The sequence below is a fragment of the Aliikangiella litoralis genome (assembly GCF_052495765.1).
In genome coordinates this window covers 1,616,288-1,636,299 of record NZ_CP199292.1, presented here as the reverse complement: position 1 = coordinate 1,636,299, position 20,012 = coordinate 1,616,288, and the positions used below count along the sequence as shown (strand labels likewise).

The following is a 20,012-nucleotide window of genomic DNA, read 5'->3' as shown; positions in this document are numbered from 1 at the left end:
TGTTTACTCTTTAATTTATTAAAGCCTTTCAGCCACTCTCAATACAGCACTTCTTGAACGCGGGTTAACACTGACTTCAGTTGAACTTGCTTTTATTGCTTTGCCAACAGCCTTAAACTCACGGTTAACTTCGCTGTCCATCACAGGTAAGCCTTTTGGAAAATTTTCTCCTCTAGATTTACGTTTGATAAACCGCTTAACGATTCTGTCTTCTAAAGAATGAAAACTAATCACAGATAAACGTCCTCCTTTAGCAAGCAAATCAGGAGTCACTTCTAGTGTTTGTTCTAATTCATTCAACTCATCGTTCACAAATATTCTTATCGCCTGAAAACTCCTAGTCGCCGGGTGCTTAAATTTATCTTTAACCGGGCATGCTAAATCAACGATTTTAGCCAGCTGGGTTGTTGTCGTAATTGCTTCAGTTTCACGATACTCAATAATTGCTCTAGCAATACGCGTCGCGAACTTTTCTTCACCATAATCTTTTAGCACTCGTTTGATTTCATCAACTTCTGCTATAGCTAACCATTCAGCTGCCGAAACACCTTTTTCTGGATCCATTCTCATATCAAGTGGTCCATCCCTTAAAAAACTAAACCCTCTATCAGCTTGGTCTAGCTGCGGAGACGAAACACCTAAATCAAGCAAAATACCATCTATCTTTTTTAACAAATTTTTCTGTTCCAACAATGGCCCAATCTTGGCAAAATTCTGATAGAAAAACTCAAATCTATTATCATCCTTAAATTGTTCAGCTGACTTTGCAGCTTGTGGATCACGATCAATTGCCATTAATTTTCCCTCGGCTCCCAGTTTATCTAGAATGAGTCGACTATGTCCGCCACGACCAAAAGTCCCATCAATATAAATTCCATTTGGCTTAATATTTAAGCCATCAACCGCCTCGTTGAGCAAGACAGTGTTATGTTCTATTTGCGCTTGCATAATTTAGTAATAAAGATCTGGTAGTTGGTCGGAATCAAGTTCATCACTTGATAGCTCTGCTAAATCTTCTTCAGTTAGCCTGTTCCATTCCGCCTCATTCCATAATTGAAAAGTCTTTCCTTGTCCTATCAACATAACTTCTTTATTTAAGTCGGCTCTTTCACGCAATACACCAGGTATTAATAGTCGGCCATTAGAGTCCATATCAACTTCTGTCGCATGCGCCAACATGATTCTTTTCAAACGTCTGTGGAGAGGTTTCGAGTTGGAGAGAGATTGTAAATCTGCTTCTGTCGTTTCCCAGTGGGCTAGGGGAAATATCAATAAACAGCTATCATAAGGGTCACAAGTAACTATCATGTGGGATTCGCAAGATTCAACGATGCCATCACGATACTTCGACGGTATCGCGATACGACCTTTTGAGTCTAAATTGATTGAATTTGCTCCACGAAACACTTAATTTTGCCCTGCAGGTAAAGGCTCATTGATCAGATGAACCACTGTATTGCACAAAGTTACACTTTTCTCCACATTTGTGCACTATAGGTACGGGAGAGCACTTTTGTCAAGGAAAAACCCTACATTTATTGTGAAATACTTCTTATTTCACAAAGACTTAGCGTATTTTAAAAGATTGAAATTTTAGTCAATATTCGAATAAGAAGTGAATTCATAGAGTTAAACTACAAACTTAAAGTAATACTTTAAGTTTGTGCGATTATTGGTTAAATATTATTCAATTGATAGGAGCGAAGAATAAAAGCAGCTAAATAAATATTACGTATTCAATTTAAGGCAGCAGCCCTGGCCCCAATTTATGATTGCTTGTTTGCTGTGCAGCTTAGAGTTAGCCAGATCATCATCTACTTTCGAGCTTTCTTTATAATATGGCTAAGCTTATTTAAATATGCTTGAAAATACACTGGAAACCTATCTTTTGGCCTGCACTCCCCAACAAAACTTAATTTTTCTTGAGGTTTTTTTTGTATTGCCTCAATAGTTTCAAACAACCTTTCACTAACCTTTTCAAGCGATTCAAAATTTTTAGCCTTTATGACAGCTAGCCACTCCTTCAACCTATCTAAACCTCTTTCTTTTTCTCTTTTTACGGCATATGAAGGCATAGTAAAAAAATAAGTATGAATTACACTCTCGGGATTTAGCACTAGCTTTATAGTCACTCCTTCAAGCAAATAAACAAACTCATCATACGACACAGACTTAGCCACACTTAATAAATAGCTAGCAGCATTACGGTTCCCCTGAAAAAAAGAACTACTCACCCAGCACAAAGCTTCATCATTATTATCATTGAACAACTCTTTGCCATAGTCATACTGAGAATTTATACCTCCTCTATAAGCAGATAATTGTAACCATTCTCTAGAGCTATGGATTTTTGTTTCAGTGGACAATAATTTTTGAAAACGTAAATAACCTTGTTCTGCCAGTATTATTTTCATTTTTAATAAATTAGTATTATCAGCATCACAGTCGGACAATATATCAAAAGTGCTTTTAGCTACACTTTTGTTTCCTAATTCAATCTGCTCTAAAAATACAGGCAGAATTTCATTTAGTTTAATTGAGCAGTCGATATTATGTGCATTTGCGTATAGGGGCAATAACAATATCAATAAAATATATTTGTATTTCAAATTAATAGCCTCAGGCTTCAGCACATGTAGCTCCTGATACTGCAAGAGCTGAAAATGAAAAACAATCTACTTATAGATAGCATCGCGAATTTGAGATCCATCATTTTTCAAAGCATATCTAACCATACTTATGTGCAAAATTTTTACTTAGATTCAATTTAATTTGCATTAAATCCTGCAAAACAATAGGTTGTTTAAATATTAACCTAAAACAATAAAAAAGAATATATAACTAACGTTCTTCAATATTTCAAGCGTGGTAGAATGAATATTATTTTTCGAAATTTAGCAGCATTACTTATCCTCCTTACTTACCCCTTTTTAAACACAAGCCACATATCGCTTTAATATTTATTTACATGTTTACCACGACAACTGCTTTACAATATACATAAGCGCTTATACAATCACCTTATCAAATACATAAGCACTTATACATAATGAAAAGAACTTTTGGAACACAACTTAGGCATTTAATCGAAATGATGGATGGCTCATTAAATCAAGTTTATGAAAAATTGGGCTATGAGTACCGTTCTCGATATACACCGGTGATTAAAGCCTTGATTCAACATGAGGAATTATCAATCAGTGAAATAGCAGCTTACGGAGGCATCACTCAACCCGCGGCGACTCAAACAGTCAATATTATGGCCCGTGAAGGTATTATTCTTGCGTTTCAATCAAAAATCGATGCTCGTCAGAAGCAAATAAAGTTATCAGAAAAAGGCAAGGCGCTTTACCAAAGTATTCAGACTATTTGGAAAGCGGTTGATGAAGCTACAACAGAATTAGAGAAAACCATTGGCTACCCTCTCTCTGAAATAGCAGAAAAAGCAATCATCGCATTAGAAGAAAGGCCATTTTATGAGTCTATTGTAGAAAAGTTAAAGCAATAACCGAAATAATCAATTTAGAACAAATCTATTTAAAACGAATTGGAGCTGTATTTATGAAAGTATTATTTACTCAAAAGACTCAACTATCTAAACAAACAGGATTTTTTCAACAGATTAACCGCCTCATTTATCGAACTGTCGTTATGATAGTGATTAGTCTTCTTTCTATTTCTTCAAACGCTCAGGAAACGGCTAACCCCAAACAGAAACAACCTTACCTCACTCATAAAGCGATGGAAAATGTCATTACAAACTTATCAAAAGAGTTGAATCAACGCTATATTTTTCCTAAGAAAGTGTCAAAAATTAAACAGCAACTATTAAAGGCAGTTAAACAACACAATAAACCTTCAATGGATGCACACCAATTTTCTAACCTGCTCACTGATACATTGATGAAATTAACCACAGATAAGCATTTAGCTGTTTTTTACAGCGAAACAGCCATTCCCGATCCCAACGAAGACTCACAAACGGACATGCAGGATGAAAACTTTCACAAGCGATTAAATTTTGGTGTAGAACAAATACAGAGATTCTCTTTTAATATTGGCTACTTAAATCTGACCATGTTTTCTGATAGTCATCTTTCATCAGACGTTATTGCGGCAGCAATGACAGTGCTTTCAAACACAGATGCACTCATCATTGATTTACGAGACAATGGTGGTGGCGATCCCGAAACAGTTGCCATGTTAGCCAGTTATTTTTTAGATAAAAAACAACATTTAAACAATATTCATTACCGAGAAAATAATCGAACCGAGCAAATTTGGAGTAGCAGTTTTGTTAAGGGCGAACACTACGGTTCAGATAAGCCGCTTTATATTTTAACTAGCCAACACTCATTTTCAGCGGCCGAAGACTTCGCCTACACATTAAAGCATTTGAAGCGCGCCACTATTATTGGTGAAACAACCGGTGGAGGTGCACATCCTGGTGATATCATTAAGATTACAGATCATTACGCAGCCTTTATTCCAAATGCTCGCACTCTTAATGTTGTTACTAAAAGTAACTGGGAAGGCGCAGGTGTAACTCCAGACATATCGGTTCCTGCCAGCAACGCATTAGCCAAAGCGCAGATAAAGATACTCAATAATTGGATAAAATCAGAAAAAAATCCAGGGCGAATAGATAGAATGAAAAAGCGAGTAGATTCTCTCGAAAAGAAATTATCAAAGGATGATTAATTCTAACTTTATTTGTCAAAAAAGAAAAAGCTCAATAAATTAAAAAAGGCAGTTTAATGATAGCCCTTGTCTCACATAAAATTGAAACAAGGGTACAACCTAAATTATTCATGAGTTTACAGTCACGGGTGCTGAGATGATCACCCTGCTTAAGCAACAGTGTGCCACAATTGTTAATTCCCAAATTCCAATAGACAGATAGCTCCTTTTCTTTCCAAATTAACATCGACATTTAACGTTTATTTTAGATGGTGTTTTGGAAATTCAAATTAATTTTTTATAATAACGTTTCTTTTTGTTTATTATTTGACCTCTTAACTCATGACTCGATTTTTTGATTCAATGGATGAGATTGAGCGTTTCTCTTCCGAACTCAGATTTCAATTAACACCACTCACCTGCAAGCAATGTTTAAGTCAGCGAGATTTTGTTTCGCACGGGTATGTCTATCAACAATTATCCATGAATAATCGAATTAAAGTGGGTAAACGTGTGATTTGCTCTAATCGGTTTGGACGTCGTGGTTGTGGGTTTTCTTTTCGCTGTTTGCTTAACACGCGGATCCCACAATTAAAATACTCCGCGATTGAAGTCTTTACTTTTATTTTGATGCTTCTATCCCGATTATCGGTTAAAGCCAGCTATGGAAAAGCCACAAACTCAGACAGTTCGCGACAGGGTTGGCGTTGGTTGAATCGATTAAAGCAGTCGCAGTCTCTCTATCGCTCGGTGGTGAGTCAGATATTTCATCCAATCAATTCGGCTACCTCATCGAAACAACTCTCACCACTACAACAATGTTTAGAGGGGCTTGTTCGACTTTTTCCTACACAAAACAGTTGCGCGAACTTTCAGCAATTAACGCAAACGGCGTTCTTTTTACCCATATAATCCATTGTTTTGCTCTTTGGAAGGCTTGCTTTTTTCTTTTTTTACTATCGCTATATTAACGGTTTATTTTATACCGGATTATCACCACCGTTGTTGTCAGTTCCTATCCGAAACAAACGGCTCTATTCTCTCGCTCTGTTTAATCTGCGGAGAAATTAATGAAAAGCAAACCTAAACCGTCTTTTGAGTGTCGGTTGAAAATATTAAGTGCAGTTGATTTTGCAAAGGGCGACTGCTTGCAACATCGTTTTAAAGATGTCGCCAAGCGAACGTTTATTGACCCCATCACAGGCGAACAACAACAGTTTACGCCAAGAACCATTCAGACCTGGTATTACCGATTTAAAAAACATGGTATGGCCATACTCGATAATAAAACCCGTTCGGATAATCGTACCTATCGTAAAGTGCAACTGAATGAACTGGCTGAAGCGATAACCGATATCCTGCCCACTCTCAAACCCAACAAGCAGGGAAATATTCCCAAACGCACTTTGTATCGACTGTTATTGGAACGACAATATTTTTTGCGCAGCCAACTGTCTCAAACTCAGTTCTATCGTATGCTCAATGACAATGATTTACTCACACCCGAGCAGACCAACAAACTCAGACAAAGTTTCGCCATGCCATTTGCGAATGATTTATGGCAGGCAGACACTCTGCATGGCCCTTCAATCAAACAAGCCGATGGCCGATGGCGCAAAACATTTCTGATTGCATTCATTGACGATGCCTCGCGTGTTATCACTCATGCTGAATTTTTTTATCAAGACAATACCATCAATATGATTGAAGCCTTTCGTACTGCCCTCTTTAAAAGAGGTTGCCCTAAAAAGCTGTATTTCGATAATGGTTCCAATTACAAATCCAACGAAATATTGCAGGCCTGTGTTCGCCTCAATATTCATCTGTCGCATGCACCAGTTCGGGATGGTGCGGCCAAAGGTAAAATCGAGCGCTTTTTTCGTGGCTTCCGCGATCGCTTTCTCGTGCAACATATCCACTTTGATTCGCTCGAAGCTCTTAACCAGAAAACACAAACCTGGATCGAAAACGATTACAACAGTCAACCCCACGCTGGCATTCAGATGAAGCCCATTGACCGTTTTAATCTCGATCATCAACGCATTCGTTTTTTAAATAACGACGAATTCTCTGAAGAAATATTTTTTATTGAACAAATACGCAAAGTCTCTAAAACTAATGTTTTTCTACTGAATAAAATCTCATACGAATGTCCTGTCGACTTAAGAAATAAATCGATTCAGGTTCGTTATGCTCGCAATAGTCAACATCGTGTCATTGTCTTTTTCAACGAACAACGTATGGGAGAGGCCAATGTACTTAACCTTCATGACAATGCATTCAGTCAACGATATTACCGGGAGGTTGACGTATGATAAAAGCGCTCTTGGGGATTACGCAGGAACCATTCAGTCGTCAAGTTTCATCCCTGTTACCACAACAACAAAGTATGATGGACATGATAAAAGTCCATGCGTCTCAAGGAGGATTTTCTGTTATTGTTGGAGAGCCAGGTGTTGGCAAAAGTGTACTTCGAGAACACATTGAAAAACTGAATCAGGAAAGAGAATTTGTCGTTGCATCCTGTACAAGAACATTACATACTTACACTCAGATTATTCGCCAGTTGGCTGAGTCATTTAAAATAGAGCCTTCTGAAAAACAGCTGGAGAAAGAGTTGATTCAGACTGCGTTTCATCACGCACGTGACCGCAAAACCGTTTTCACTGTGATTGATGAAGCTCATTTGCTGGATATGTCGGTGCTAAAAAAATTGCGATTGTTGTTTGATCGCTTTCCCAAAAATCATAACCTGATTTTATTGGGGCAGCGCGATTTATTTTATTTTTTATCCATGACAGTCAATCGTGATGTCAAGAGCCGGATCACTTATTCGCAAACACTCTTGCCTTTAAATGACAATGATTTAAAAGGTTTTATCGTGAATGAACTGGCAAAGGTTAAACTCGGTGCAAACTGTTACAATGAAGACGCGACCGAATTAATCTGTCGCTCTGCTCAGGGGAATTTGCGATTGTGTCGTAACCTTTGTTATGCCTCACTACTTGAGGCAGCAAGAGAAGGTAAAAAAATCGTTTCATTAACTCACGTCAATAATGTGCTAATACAACCTCATTGGCGATCTCATGAGGAGTTAATCAAACAACAAGCACAATAATCAATTCCCAACCCCATCGAAAGCTTACTGAGTTCAGTAAGCTTTTTTACGATCAGCTTTGGGAAAATGTTCGGCGACAAATTGGAAAAACAAAAATAGGACTCGACGGTAAACTGGGAATTCGATTAAACTTTAACCAAAATTATACGATGAAAATTTTGGGAAAAGTTTCAACGGTAAATTGGTAATCTACATCAATTCCCAACCCCATCGAAAGCTTACTGAGTTCAGTAAGCTTTTTTACGATCAGCTTTGGGAAAATGTTCGGCGACAAATTGGAAAAACAAAAATAGGACTCGACGGTAAACTGGGAATTCGATTAAACTTTAACCAAAATTATACGATGAAAATTTTGGGAAAAGTTTCAACGGTAAATTGGTAATCTACAACAATGAACGCGAATGCACCGTTGTCTCCTGCTCGCGCACCCTGCATACTTATCGGCAAATTCTCTGGCAACTGGCTGAATCTTTTAAAATTGAAACCAGCGAAAAACAGATTGAAAGCAACTTAATTCAAGCTGCCTTCGCGCAAGTGAGAGAGCGTAAAACCTTATACATTTTGATTGATGAAGCGCACTTACTCGATTTATCGGTGCTAAGAAAATTGCGTTTATTGTTCGAACGCTTTCCTAAAAATCATAACCTGGTGCTACTGGGTCAACCGGAACTATTACACTATCTATCACTCAGCACAAACAAAGACATTAAAAGCCGAATCACCTACTCTGCCAGCATTAAACCGCTTAATGATGAAGATATGGAGCGCTATATCGTCAAAGAATTGGAAAGTGCCAAGCTAGGCGTTAACACTTTCGACGAAGCTGCAATGGCCTTAATTATTCGCTCAAGTGAGGGCAACTTACGGCTCTGTAGAAACCTGTGTCTAGCCAGCCTTATCGAAGCGGCGAGAGAAACAAAAAAGTTGGTGACAATTACTCATGTTAATCACGTCCTCGTGCAACCGCATTGGCGATCGCACGAGGAATTGATCAAGCAGCAAGTCTCTTAATCAGAACTTCCAACGGCACTTTATAATGCTCGCTACGCGAGCATTAGAGCAAATTTTTACCGAGGGCGAAAGCCCTTTTTTTATGCAAAAATTGTTTTAAAAAAGTTATCCACAAAGTGTTCGATGACAATTTGGTACAGCGTACGACAATAGTTTGGCAAAGCTAAAATAGTGTACGACAATAGCGCGGTAAAACTGCTCAAATTTTAGTAAATTGTATGACGTATAATTTAGTAAAAAGTATGATGGTAAAAAAGTAATCTACACTTCATGTTAGTGCCTTAACGAGTATTGCTAACCAGTTGGCATCAATCGATTGGGGTAAATACAATTGCGTTTGACCAATTGTCAATTGAATGGATGAAGGAGATAGGTTTAACTCGGGACGCTTAACCTGAATAAATGACTGGTTCGCAGTTTTACGGGACTGCTTCCAGTTTAAGTCAAATTGGCGTTTAGAAAAGTACTTAGCATTAAGCTGATGTTTTCGACAAAATTCGGCAGCACTCAAACCACTTTGTTCATGTTGTTTAAAAAGTGCAAGCCATTCTTGCTCTGCTCTGCGTTTCATGAGGTATCTCCAGATTTTAAGTCAACTGGAGATAGTTTAAAGTGGGAAAAATCTGATGGTAGGTGTAAATGGCTAGACGTTTACGAAAAGTTTCGATGGTAAATTGGTAATCTACATTAAAAACGGGAATAACTCTATCAGTCGTGGTTGATTTTAATCACGAAAGAATTTTATTGCCTTGACATTAAGGAGGCATCCATATATGTCCCCATTCAGTGCAAATCTAAACTGACAGATACCGTTGGAAAAACGGGTAACTGTCAGATCAAGTCTGAGCTACTACAACTTAGTGAAGACCAATAAAAAACGACTTAACCAACCCAACAAACCCCAACTTAAAAAGCCCTGAGTCAGGACTGAGTTTGAAGGCTTTAAAAGTTAAGGCTGTCCTCGTTCAGCATCATTACAACCACTATAGTATTTTTTATTATCATCATAATAATTAGAATACCTGTCCCATACGACTTTAAAACGAGAATAATCTAAAGATATTTTTTCCTTTATCTCAAAAGAGCTTAATTTCTTTTCAAACTCTACCCTATCCTTAAATTCGTGAAGTACCCCAGTACTTGAATTTAAGATGAAGTATTCTTCATTATTAACAAGCATAATATTACTGCCTGCACCGCCATCACAGGTAACGTTTTTAGCAGGTAATCTTAAACCAACAATAAAGTTGTCACTAATATCAATATTAATAATAGTGGACTTCACTATAGTTAAGCCATCTTTGCTTAGGTGTACATTATCTTCTCTACCCCAAACGTATTCATAACCATTCCACTGATCATCATCCCCATTCACAAACCAGGAAAAGAATACAGCTATACCAATTAAAATTGATATTAAGATAGTAAATTTATTCACAAAAGATTTATTCAAAATGCTCATCCTCATATCTATACCTGATTAAATATGGAGTACCACTCCCATGCTCTTTTATTGCCTGCAAATTCAATAGGTTTCGCATTGTAATTATTTCATTACCAGAAGGGTTGTCCATAATTCTCGGTGCAAATTCATATAAATCACCAAAATAATCAATAGGGTCAGACAACTTTTTTAAAATGCACATCACTGTCTGACGGCGGCAAACCAATAGCCATGTACTATCTATTAGCATTTGTCAGATGCGTAGGGTGTGACAACAAAAACACAAAGGCGAAACCGTAAGCGGGGAACTCCAACCATTGTAAAGTCACGGGTATCCCCACTCAGCGCCAAACTTCATGAAGCTTGAATTCATCGAGCAACTTAAAAAACAGTTTAAATCCTTCTAATTCATCATTAGAAAAAAATAATATAATTTGCATCCAATTTTGGGATGTATTTATATTAAATTTTCTGGAAATCCACTTCTGAAAATTTTCCCAAAACTCATCTTCTTTTTCTGAATTTTCTAAAGAAAAATAATATCCATCTAAAAAGCTTTTTAATCTAACAACTGATGCTGCACCAAGATACATACTTGGTCGCTTTTTAATCGCATCCAACAGGGTTAAAATTTCCATACAACACCTCAAAAATTTGTAGTCTTAATTTTAAATGTACTAATATCACCATAAATCGATTGAAATTGTTTTTCCCAATTTGCTCTTAAGAGCCCTTTTAATCAATAGGGTCAGAGTATTTGATTCTTCCGTTTAAACCTAGATCCAGAAAATCAAATACTCTGACCCCATTGATTTTCAATTGTTTATTGCTTTCATTGCATTGTTATATTGATCAGCTTTTATAGCGAATGTTCTATATGCAAATTGTCCATTAGGCTTTTCAGGCTTGGGATCTTTGCCTGTTTTTCGCCAGTGCTCAAACCTTTCTAGGTAACCACCGGAGCCGCCCTCAGAAGAGACAATTCCACTCAAGTCTGTATCTAATGCAAAGTCAATTGCACCAGCTCTGGGCCATGGCCAATACCCTTTTGCCGTGACACCCCCTTTAGGATTTCTCTCTGACCCCATTGATTCTAGTTGGTGCACTTTGAATTAGGATCTAGGTTCTAAGTTTACTACCGCAATCAGGACAAAAATTTTTATTAACACTCATTATAAAACCTCAAAAACCTTGCTCAATCGAACAAGGCTTAAAAGTTATGGCTCTCCGCTTAGTGCTGTTGACTCAACCTATTTTGCCGGGCTATTAACCCGCGCTACAACATATATTCATTTTATATTTTTCACCCTCTCTTCTAAATAATTAACCACCTCGTCAATATTCTCAAAAACCTCATCGTGCCCCGACATATCTATATCATAGTCATTATTCACAACAGAAACCCCTATTCCATCAGAAGGAGTTACTTGAATATCAAAAAAAAGGTTTCCGTCATTGAAATCAATCCAAATTGCAACACCAGATTCTTGGAAAGACAAATTCCAATCAGGAAATCTAGAAGTTAGCTTCTTTTTTAATTCAGAATTATTAATCATTAGCCGCCCCCAGCCTTATTAAATATCATTTTACCAGCCGATTTATCTTTATTTTTTATGAAAAATTGAATCCCTCCATTTGGTGAGATTCTTATAATATTTCCTGCAGTTATCGCTTCAAGCCCACCATTAGGTAGTTCAGTTACAAAATCTTTTCTTGGACCATACATTCTTCCTTCGTATTTTAAACCGGGATTAACCTTGGCAGCAACACCGCTATATGCATCTTCAACTTCATCCATTATTTTATTTATTAGTCTTAAAGCATCATCAGCATTTGTAGCTGCAGGAGCATCAGCAAGATTTTTACTAAATATCTTCAAACGTTCACCTTTACTTAGCACCGTCTTTGCGACATCGTCAGAACCTTTTGATGCAATCCTAATAGCAATTAACTTGCTCCCCCCCCATGTTAGAAACTTAAAGACAACATATCCAACACCTTCTCCAGCAAGACTGGTTGCCCCGGCAACCCCAACTGCATTTTGAGTATTTTGTCTATCCTGAGTTGAAATATCTTCATTCATTTCACTCTCAAGTAATTGATCTGTTAAAGTACAGGAACGACATTCCATATCTTTTGGGAAGCGCACTCTCTCCTGACTGGAGCTACCCTCAGCAGGCTTAGGCTTATTCTCACTTGAATTACCCGCACCATTACCAACAGTTACAGGTATATAAATTGTATTACCATCTGGATCTTTTGCAACAATACAATAACTAGTTATACATTTAGTCGGTTTTCTTCTGGCTCTTCTTTCACGGCATTCTTTATCGCACTTTTCAGCATTATCTGCTTCAACTTTTTTATTAGTATACCCAGTCGGATCCGTATAGCTTAACGGATTATTCATCACATAGGAATAGGGATTATACGCCTGACTGCTGCCCGGCATGGAAATAAACGGGTCAACACTCAAGAAACGGCCTACATGATAATCATACACCCGCCCATTCATATGAATGAGCTCCACATCATCCAGATGTTCATGGTCAGTAAAGCCTCTCGGGGTAATATCCGAGTCTAACTGACCACCAAGTTCGAGTGCACTGTTAAGGGTATCGCCATGCTTGGTATCATCCGCCATTGCATCTCTGGCTTTACCAAAGGGGTCGAAGTTACGCCGTTGCTCAACAGTACCACTGGCATCCACAATCGTATCCATACTGCCTAAGTGGTCTCTGAGTAAATAGTGCCAGCTACTAGTCCCATTCTCAGTTCGGTAAAGCGCATAACCGCCGACACTGGTTCGGCTGGTGCTATTGCCGCTTTTCTCTTCTAACTCATAGTTACCCGCATAATAGGTTGTGGTGGTCACACTGTTTTTGGTCTTTACCTGTTTGTAGCGCTGACCATCACTGCCATAACTGAATCCCAGTGAGGCACTATTCGTACTAATGGTCACTGGTTTATTATTCACCCCGTAACTAATAGTTCTAATGCCATCATCAATTAGGTTACCATTATTATCATAATCGTAATTCAGAATGGTGCTGCTACTATTATTGTCGACAGGCTTTAAGGTAATACTGCGCACCGCATTCGGTCCGGCATTGCCTGATGATTTGCTGATATCGCCATACTGATAAGCATTGGCTGCTTGAACACTGAAATCACTTTTATAAGTGAGGTTACCCACCCCATCATAACCATAATTAATGGTTTCATGTTGGGTGACCGGGGTGTAGTTATCCCAGCTGCGATTACTTTGGGTTAAACGATGCAAATTGTCATACACAAAGCCTTCTTGTTGACCTATCTCCAGGTTTTGCAGGTAAGTTAAGTTGCCATAACCGTCATAGGTTTCATACCACAGGTGTTGAATACCCGCTGGGGCGCCACTGCCCAAACAAGTGCTCGCATTGGTGGTGGCACAGCGCTCTTTGAGTAAACCTGCCACGGTGTACTCATTAAACTCATTGATGATTTCACCAAACTGTTGCTCAATGATATTGCCTCTGGCATCAAAGTCACTGACTAAACGAATGATTTTATTAGTACCCACATCTTTGGTTTGCAGTGCCATACCAAGACTATTGTAGGTATGTTGCAGGATTAAACCATCGGGAGAGACTTCTCCTTTCACCCGGCCATAATTTCCATCGTATAGGGTTTGATGGATAAAGTTTTTATTGCCCCCATCAATCAGTGTCTTCACATGCGTCGGACGTTGATAACCATCATAGGTGTAGTGTCGCTCAAAGGCTGTGCCTTTGATTTCTTTTTGTAACATCCCCAAATGATTAGTTGGGTCAAAGAAAAACTCACTGGCCGTTTCCCCTTGCGGTGACGACTTGATGATTCGACCTAATGCATCATAATCAAAGCTGGTGGTTTGACTCTTGGCATCGGTTTGCAGACGTAGCTCACCGAGCGCATTGTAAGCAAATGACCAGGTTCCCATATTCGGGTCGTTCATTTGGGTTTTATGCCCAAAACCATTGTAAATTGCGGTGATGGAATTACCCGCGACATCGTTAACCACAACCGGGTTATTTAATGCATCATAACGGAATTGGGTGAGTTGTCCCTGGGCATCTTGATGATATAACGGAGCGCCCAGAATACTGTTTTGGGTGGCCATCGTAATATCCGCTCCCACTGACACATCCACCTCAACATTCTGTTTTAAACCCTCAAAGCTGTAGGTGACGATATATTCAATGGGGTCTCGCTTCACTTCTTTGGTTCGGGCTCGGCTTAGGGCATCGAAGTTGCTATAGCTAATGGCGCCATAAGTGCCCACAACAGCCCCTTGATAATGGGGTTCAACCACTTTAGTCACTCGGCCTCGGTTGTCATATTCACTCCAGGCGACAATCACCTGTGAGTTCACACTATCCACCGCTTTGTACACTTCACGGCCTAACTTATCAAAATAAACGCGACTTTCAGGCGCGCCTGCTTGACGCGTGGTCACAAAGTACACCGCATTATTTATCCCGCTACACAAGCTGGCATTACACCATTGCATCCCACTGAGTGTGGCCGGTAAGCCTTCCACCTGAGTGGAAATCAGACGCGCAAAGTCATCATAGGTATTGGTGGTTTTCACCCCATTCACATCGCTACTGGTGAGCACCTGTCCGGTGGCACTGTCATAAGTATGGGTGGCTTCCGGCGTACCATCTCCCCACAGGCTATTAAAGGTTTTCGCCACAAAGTAACCATCAGCAGTATATTCAACGGTCTTTGAACGCACGCCCTGGATATCATGGTTGGTGCCGCCATTACTGCTGGTGGTGACGGTCTCCACCTGACCATCCGTCCCATAATCGGTGTTTACCTGTAAATAATAACCGGGGCTATCATTGGTGGTAGTGATGACCGATGTCGGGCGGCGTTCATCCGTGTTATTAACATCATACCCATAGGTTTGAGTCACTGTGACATCTTTGAGTGCACCAATCGGAAAGCCTAAATCATTTTGATAAGCCACCGTCGATTGGGTGGTTTGGCTATCCAGCTGATACCATTGACTGGTATTGTAATTAAATGTCTGCTTCACCACCTTCGACACATCTGCCAAAGCCTTATCACTGCCATCAAACACCGTACTCGTTTTCTCCACCAGTTGGCCATAGGCATTTAAAGTCTGGTCGGTGGTTTGGGTGCTGATGACTGTACCGTCTAGTTCATAGTTAACCCCATTTGAATTTTTAATATAAGCAACATAAGTCCCCGCATAAGCACCAGCAAGATGTATTGGTGTGCTGTATTTTATATCGCTAGTTTTCATAACCCCCGTATCATTATAAAATCTTACCGTGCGCCTGAGCGGCATACCGGAATGAGGAAAAACTTGATAGTAATCGGTTTTTAACTTCGAATAATATGGCTGAGTATCATCACTAGCCAATTCAAACTTCTGCTCAAGAATACGATAAAACCCTTGGAATCCTCGGCCTTGTTTATGGTAGGTCGCCTCACGATATTGGAACTGCGTTTTACTCATCCCGCCCAAACCATTACTTGTTCGATACTCTTTTACCGAAATATGATTCGTTGCAAAATTGACATATGGAAATCCAACTTCCTGAGTGCCTCGATGATAGTAGTTATCAGTAAAATCACTCAGTGGCTGATAACCAAACTCATGCCGAACCCCCAATCCGGTTTCAATTCCGGTTAGCCTGTCACTCTGTGAATTCGGGTTATAGTGCACATACAAACCCGGGGTCGCATAATAAGGGCTGCTACTTGGGGTATAAATATGATAATCCCCGGTTCCAGCTGTACTGACTATCTCTCGCCCTAAACGAGCCGCAATATCCGGATAACCATCGCCATCAAAATCCCCCACATTGAGTTCACCCAGCGGCGCATAAACACCCAGACCACCCATATCTTTAAAGGTGAGTCCGCCGGCATCACTGATTTGTGCGAGATAAATTCGCCATGAGTAAATCGCCTGCTCATTAATCAGGGGTTTAATATCCGCAGCAGGACAACGAATATTGCCATCACCAGTGTTTTCATCACACACCCCGTTTTCGACAATTTGACCGGGCAGTAAAATATCCGTTAAACCATCCTGGTTGTAATCCATATACTTGGCATAATTCATTCGCGGCACATCACTGCCATCTTGCAACTCAACCATACCGGAAGGTAGACCGCCGCCAAAGCCCGCCAGACTACCCCCCTGATTTAACCACACCGTCATCGCTGAATCAGAGCTGATTAAATCGGTTAAACCATCGCTATTAATATCCATTGGGGTGAAGGTTCGATGAGGAAGTGCTACCCCAGGCAGATTGACGGAAGTCACGCCGGTCCATTCACCATTACTGAGAGTCGAGAGGTATAACTGATTTTCTGACATATTCAGAACATGCCCACGAAAAAAGAAATCACTCGTTCCGTCACCATCGTAATCGATAACACCAACAGGTGACTCAGAAGTAAAGCTAATGCGCGTGCTAGTATCCTGCTTTTCAAACCGAATATCACCATTCACTTTATTACCCGCACTATCTTCACCAGTCGAGCGATTGATATAAACATCATACAAAGTGTTTTGTGGTGTATTACCAGTCCAGGTACGCTCAGCAGGAATTAATAAGTCCGGCTTACTGTCTCCATTTAAATCCGTAACATAAATCGAGCAATCCAGGAAGTAAGGATGCAAATTCTCATCACTTCGATAAGCACTACCATGACACCCCGCTTGCACCGTATTATTTAGCGTATCAGTAATCGACACTTGCTCAAAAGCACCTGTCGCTTCATTCCAGCGCGCAATCTTGGGTGAGTTATTCCCGGCATACCCCAACACCTCAACATCACCATCTAAGTCAAAGTCAGCCACCGCGTTAATCACCAAACGACTGCCCTGAGCTCCGCTTATTGCTTTTTGACCTGGACTAATACCAATCGCAACATAGCCGCCCGAAGTATCACCAGATAACTTCGCACGGTAAGCGCCATCAACACTGCCTAATAAAATGTCATCCTGACCATCGCCATCAAAGTCACCTGCCACAGAGGCATTGTCTATAAAATTAGCCTGATTAAAGCTGATTAGTTGAACTCGGTCATCCAACCCTTCAATCCAAGGTTCAAACTCAAAAGTCGTTGGCGCTAAACAATCTCCACCTTCAACGCATAACTGAATGCTCTCTAAAATCGAGTAGCGCTCTTTCAATGGCTCTGGTGTCGGTGTTGGATCTTCCGACGGTGGGTCACATGGTAAATCACAATCTTGTGCACGAGCCACTACCTGGCTACCCTCTTCTCGGTAAACCAAACGGTAATCACGCACTAATGCGCTCCCCACATAGGTTTTAATATGACTTAAACGCTGGTTCATTAATCGTGAACCCCCATTACGAAAAGTCATACGTACATCAGGACGAGCTTCGTACTCAAAACTGACTTGGCGATTACCAGGAGTCGTAGGACTGCCCGTATAGTAAATCGATGTTAATAAAGAATGTCCGACCGATTCACTACTAGAACCGTCAGCATATTCATAATCAATCGCATGCAGACCTAAATGGTCTTGTTTCTGGGCAAGCTTCCAGGTAATAGTAGTGCCGTTAGCCGTTCGCACTACCCGGCTATTGGCATTGGTCCCATAAAACGATTGATGACCATTAGCGTATTCAACAGTAAAACTGCTCACACCCGATAAACTACCACTTTGCGTGACTGTCACCTGCGGTTGATTCTCAGGATGATAAACCGTTCCACTCATCCCATAAGTCTGATTCGCTTCAGCCATTAAGCGCGTGCCATCTAAACACAGCTTATCTTCATCATCATCCATCACACTGCGACTGCTTTGGTCGATATCATACAAGTGGGCACAACGCCTAATGGATGAACCGGCACTTAAAGACCAACCTTTACCTAACAAACCATTACCGCCATCACTGGAATAACTGATACTCACACTCGGCTGCATACCTGCTCGACCTGGTGGTAAAACAATCGGCAGTGACGCATTCACCGCCCCGCCATTCACACTCACCGAAGGGTTTAAATGACCAACGTTTTCGTTGGTGGGGGCGATGACTGAAATCAAATCGGCATCCTTAATTACAAGATTCCAATCAATATTGATACTGGCTTGATAAGCTGAACTATAGCTATACCCCTCACAAAGAGCATCACCACAGGCTTTCAAACGATAAGCGTAATCAGCTTGGGTAACCTCTCTCTCAATAACGGTGTAAAAGTTGTCATATAAAGTAGCTTCTAACACCTCCCAGGGACCGGGAACAACTTGCCGCTCCAATACATAATATTGGACTTTATCATCCTGTTGCCACGTCAAGTGAACTCGTCCCTCATTACTAACAGTATGACCACTCAAGTTCGGAGCATCAGGAATGTAAGGAGTAACCGTCAAACCATCAATCGTTCCCCAATCACTACATAGATTACTACCAGAATCTTGACATGCTCTAACACGAAAACGGCCATCAGCCTCAGATATACTATAAGAATAACGACTGGATTGATTTTCTGTTACTGTCGCCACTAAAGTAAACGCTTCATTGTTTTTTGAGCGCTCTATTTGATAAAAGCCTGAGTTTTGACCATTAACCTGATTAAAACCTGTCGAAGCATCCCAAAATAACAAAAAGTTTTGCGGACCTATTTCTTGTATTAAAATATTAGCAGGCACACTCGGAGGAACAGATGTTACAGTTACCTCACCACTACTCCCCCAATTACTACAGTAATCACTATTAGAATTGTCTTTTTTACAGGCTCGAATACGGTATCGATAACGGCCATCATTTACTGATAGTGAATAAGAATGGCTACTAGCCTGACTCGCAGCAACCGTCCCAATAGCTATATATGAACCATCATTTTTCGATTGTTCAATTTGATAATTTCCTGAGTTTTGACCATTAACCTGATTAAAACCAGTAGAAGCATCCCACTCCAATAAGAAGTTCTGTGAACTACTGGCAGGAACTCTAACATTTGACGGAACACTTGGTGGCGAAGATTCGGGTTCGCAATTAGGAAGCCAGGGAGCACAAGCACCTCCACCTGAATCACCACCACCGCCAGTCTGTCCTCCCCCCCCCCGTAGAAGAAAAACCGTGCACAGCCCCCACAAATAATAGATAACTGATCCCAACAAACAAGAATCGACTAACCAATTTACTCATACTTTATTCCTATTTACATCTTATTAGCGCATTCAGTAGCACTTTATTTAACACTTTATTCACTCAGCAATAAGCAACTTTTAATGAACTATGTACCCGCTCATTCAAATCTAGCGACTGAAATAATTTAACAACCAACTGTCTCAAATCATGAGGCTAAACGCTTTTTCGGTATATAAATATTCAGACAATCATTTGTAATATTCGGACATTTTAACAATAATTGATTAAAATCTAGACAATATTAGAAATAAACTGATTGATAATCCCTAAAACTTCTAATCATCCTTAATGACGATTCAATAGCTTGGACTTTGAAATATTAACCCTTATTTTTACAGTAGCGCAGGATAACTTCAGTCACTTTTTGAGAAAACAAATTTTTTTGTTATTAAAGGAATATAGTCTTTCCCTTATTCTGCAATAAAGTACTATACAAACAAAATAAGAGTTTAAAACAGCTTCGAAAAAGGAGCACTAACGCAAAGAAAAAAGTAAGAGACTAGCACTGACAAGCTGCGCTCAATAAAGCATGGAATTTAATCATGATACATATTGAGCCAATTAG

General features: G+C 39.9%; 16 protein-coding genes. 6 read left to right on the top strand and 10 right to left on the bottom strand.

Features of this window, described 5'->3' with window-relative positions; translation table 11 throughout:
- Positions 1–18: 18 nt before the first annotated feature.
- The 3 genes from rsmH to ACT5E3_RS06875 all read right to left on the bottom strand — a co-directional run bounded on the left by rsmH (position 19) and on the right by ACT5E3_RS06875 (position 2,609).
- Positions 19–948 (bottom strand): 16S rRNA (cytosine(1402)-N(4))-methyltransferase RsmH, encoded by a 930-nt coding sequence (rsmH, locus tag ACT5E3_RS06885; protein WP_444997566.1) that lies wholly within the window; start codon positions 946–948, stop codon positions 19–21.
- Positions 949–951: 3 nt separating this feature from the next.
- Positions 952–1,407: a division/cell wall cluster transcriptional repressor MraZ gene (gene mraZ, locus ACT5E3_RS06880; RefSeq protein WP_444997565.1), complete on the bottom strand. Its 456-nt coding sequence runs from the start codon at positions 1,405–1,407 to the stop codon at positions 952–954.
- A 407-nt stretch (positions 1,408–1,814) separates the two neighbouring features.
- A complete protein-coding gene (locus ACT5E3_RS06875; protein ID WP_444997564.1) occupies positions 1,815–2,609 on the bottom strand; it encodes a hypothetical protein in 795 nt (264 codons plus the stop codon).
- 440 nt (positions 2,610–3,049) lie between these two features.
- Between ACT5E3_RS06875 and ACT5E3_RS06870 the strand changes: the two genes are divergently transcribed.
- From ACT5E3_RS06870 to ACT5E3_RS06845, 6 genes are all read left to right on the top strand, one after another.
- Positions 3,050–3,508, top strand: coding sequence for a MarR family winged helix-turn-helix transcriptional regulator (locus tag ACT5E3_RS06870; protein WP_444997563.1), 459 nt, complete (start codon positions 3,050–3,052; stop codon positions 3,506–3,508).
- 53 nt (positions 3,509–3,561) lie between these two features.
- Positions 3,562–4,701 carry a S41 family peptidase gene (locus ACT5E3_RS06865; RefSeq protein WP_444997562.1) on the top strand — a complete coding sequence of 380 codons (1,140 nt, stop codon included), beginning with the start codon at positions 3,562–3,564 and terminating at the stop codon, positions 4,699–4,701.
- 321 nt (positions 4,702–5,022) lie between these two features.
- Positions 5,023–5,592, top strand: a complete 570-nt coding sequence (locus ACT5E3_RS06860; protein WP_444997561.1) for a hypothetical protein — start codon at positions 5,023–5,025, stop codon at positions 5,590–5,592.
- Positions 5,593–5,750: 158 nt separating this feature from the next.
- Entirely contained in the window at positions 5,751–6,995 is a 1,245-nt protein-coding gene (locus ACT5E3_RS06855) for a DDE-type integrase/transposase/recombinase (RefSeq protein WP_444997560.1), read from the top strand.
- Entirely contained in the window at positions 6,992–7,798 is an 807-nt protein-coding gene (locus ACT5E3_RS06850) for an ExeA family protein (protein WP_444997559.1), read from the top strand. Before ACT5E3_RS06855 ends, ACT5E3_RS06850 begins: the two co-directional genes overlap by 4 nt.
- A 375-nt stretch (positions 7,799–8,173) precedes the next feature.
- A complete protein-coding gene (locus ACT5E3_RS06845) occupies positions 8,174–8,809 on the top strand; it encodes an AAA family ATPase (protein ID WP_444997558.1) in 636 nt (211 codons plus the stop codon).
- Between the two features lie 268 nt (positions 8,810–9,077).
- Here ACT5E3_RS06845 and tnpA read toward each other — a convergent pair whose 3' ends face one another.
- The 7 genes from tnpA to ACT5E3_RS06810 form a co-directional block, all read right to left on the bottom strand.
- Entirely contained in the window at positions 9,078–9,380 is a 303-nt protein-coding gene (gene tnpA / locus ACT5E3_RS06840) for an IS66 family insertion sequence element accessory protein TnpA (RefSeq protein WP_444997557.1), read from the bottom strand.
- A gap of 378 nt (positions 9,381–9,758) precedes the next feature.
- Positions 9,759–10,262: a hypothetical protein gene (locus tag ACT5E3_RS06835; RefSeq protein ID WP_444997556.1), complete on the bottom strand. Its 504-nt coding sequence runs from the start codon at positions 10,260–10,262 to the stop codon at positions 9,759–9,761.
- Complete coding sequence (locus ACT5E3_RS06830) at positions 10,255–10,503, bottom strand: hypothetical protein (protein ID WP_444997555.1); 249 nt, start codon at positions 10,501–10,503, stop codon at positions 10,255–10,257. Before ACT5E3_RS06830 ends, ACT5E3_RS06835 begins: the two co-directional genes overlap by 8 nt.
- A 91-nt stretch (positions 10,504–10,594) precedes the next feature.
- The gene (locus ACT5E3_RS06825; RefSeq protein ID WP_444997554.1) at positions 10,595–10,891 is read right to left on the bottom strand and encodes a hypothetical protein; all 297 of its coding nucleotides are present in this window, start codon (positions 10,889–10,891) and stop codon (positions 10,595–10,597) included.
- 177 nt (positions 10,892–11,068) lie between these two features.
- Positions 11,069–11,359 (bottom strand): hypothetical protein, encoded by a 291-nt coding sequence (locus tag ACT5E3_RS06820; RefSeq protein WP_444997553.1) that lies wholly within the window; start codon positions 11,357–11,359, stop codon positions 11,069–11,071.
- Between the two features lie 183 nt (positions 11,360–11,542).
- On the bottom strand, positions 11,543–11,809 hold the full coding sequence (locus ACT5E3_RS06815; protein ID WP_444997552.1) for a hypothetical protein: 267 nt from the start codon (positions 11,807–11,809) through the stop codon (positions 11,543–11,545).
- Positions 11,809–19,413 carry an FG-GAP-like repeat-containing protein gene (locus tag ACT5E3_RS06810; protein ID WP_444997551.1) on the bottom strand — a complete coding sequence of 2,535 codons (7,605 nt, stop codon included), beginning with the start codon at positions 19,411–19,413 and terminating at the stop codon, positions 11,809–11,811. The genes ACT5E3_RS06815 and ACT5E3_RS06810 overlap by 1 nt, the downstream gene beginning before the upstream one ends.
- Positions 19,414–20,012: the final 599 nt, after the last annotated feature.

Excerpts from the sequence above, each read along its gene's own strand:
- ACT5E3_RS06830 (WP_444997555.1), bottom strand. The coding sequence starts at position 10,503 with ATGCTAATAGATAGTACATGGCTATTGGTTTGCCGCCGTCAGACAGTG.
- ACT5E3_RS06850 (WP_444997559.1), top strand. The coding sequence starts at position 6,992 with ATGATAAAAGCGCTCTTGGGGATTACGCAGGAACCATTCAGTCGTCAA.
- ACT5E3_RS06825 (WP_444997554.1), bottom strand. The coding sequence starts at position 10,891 with ATGGAAATTTTAACCCTGTTGGATGCGATTAAAAAGCGACCAAGTATG.
- ACT5E3_RS06870 (WP_444997563.1), top strand. The coding sequence starts at position 3,050 with ATGAAAAGAACTTTTGGAACACAACTTAGGCATTTAATCGAAATGATG.
- ACT5E3_RS06855 (WP_444997560.1), top strand. The coding sequence starts at position 5,751 with ATGAAAAGCAAACCTAAACCGTCTTTTGAGTGTCGGTTGAAAATATTA.
- ACT5E3_RS06865 (WP_444997562.1), top strand. The coding sequence starts at position 3,562 with ATGAAAGTATTATTTACTCAAAAGACTCAACTATCTAAACAAACAGGA.
- ACT5E3_RS06860 (WP_444997561.1), top strand. The coding sequence starts at position 5,023 with ATGACTCGATTTTTTGATTCAATGGATGAGATTGAGCGTTTCTCTTCC.
- ACT5E3_RS06815 (WP_444997552.1), bottom strand. The coding sequence starts at position 11,809 with ATGATTAATAATTCTGAATTAAAAAAGAAGCTAACTTCTAGATTTCCT.
- tnpA (WP_444997557.1), bottom strand. The coding sequence starts at position 9,380 with ATGAAACGCAGAGCAGAGCAAGAATGGCTTGCACTTTTTAAACAACAT.
- rsmH (WP_444997566.1), bottom strand. The coding sequence starts at position 948 with ATGCAAGCGCAAATAGAACATAACACTGTCTTGCTCAACGAGGCGGTT.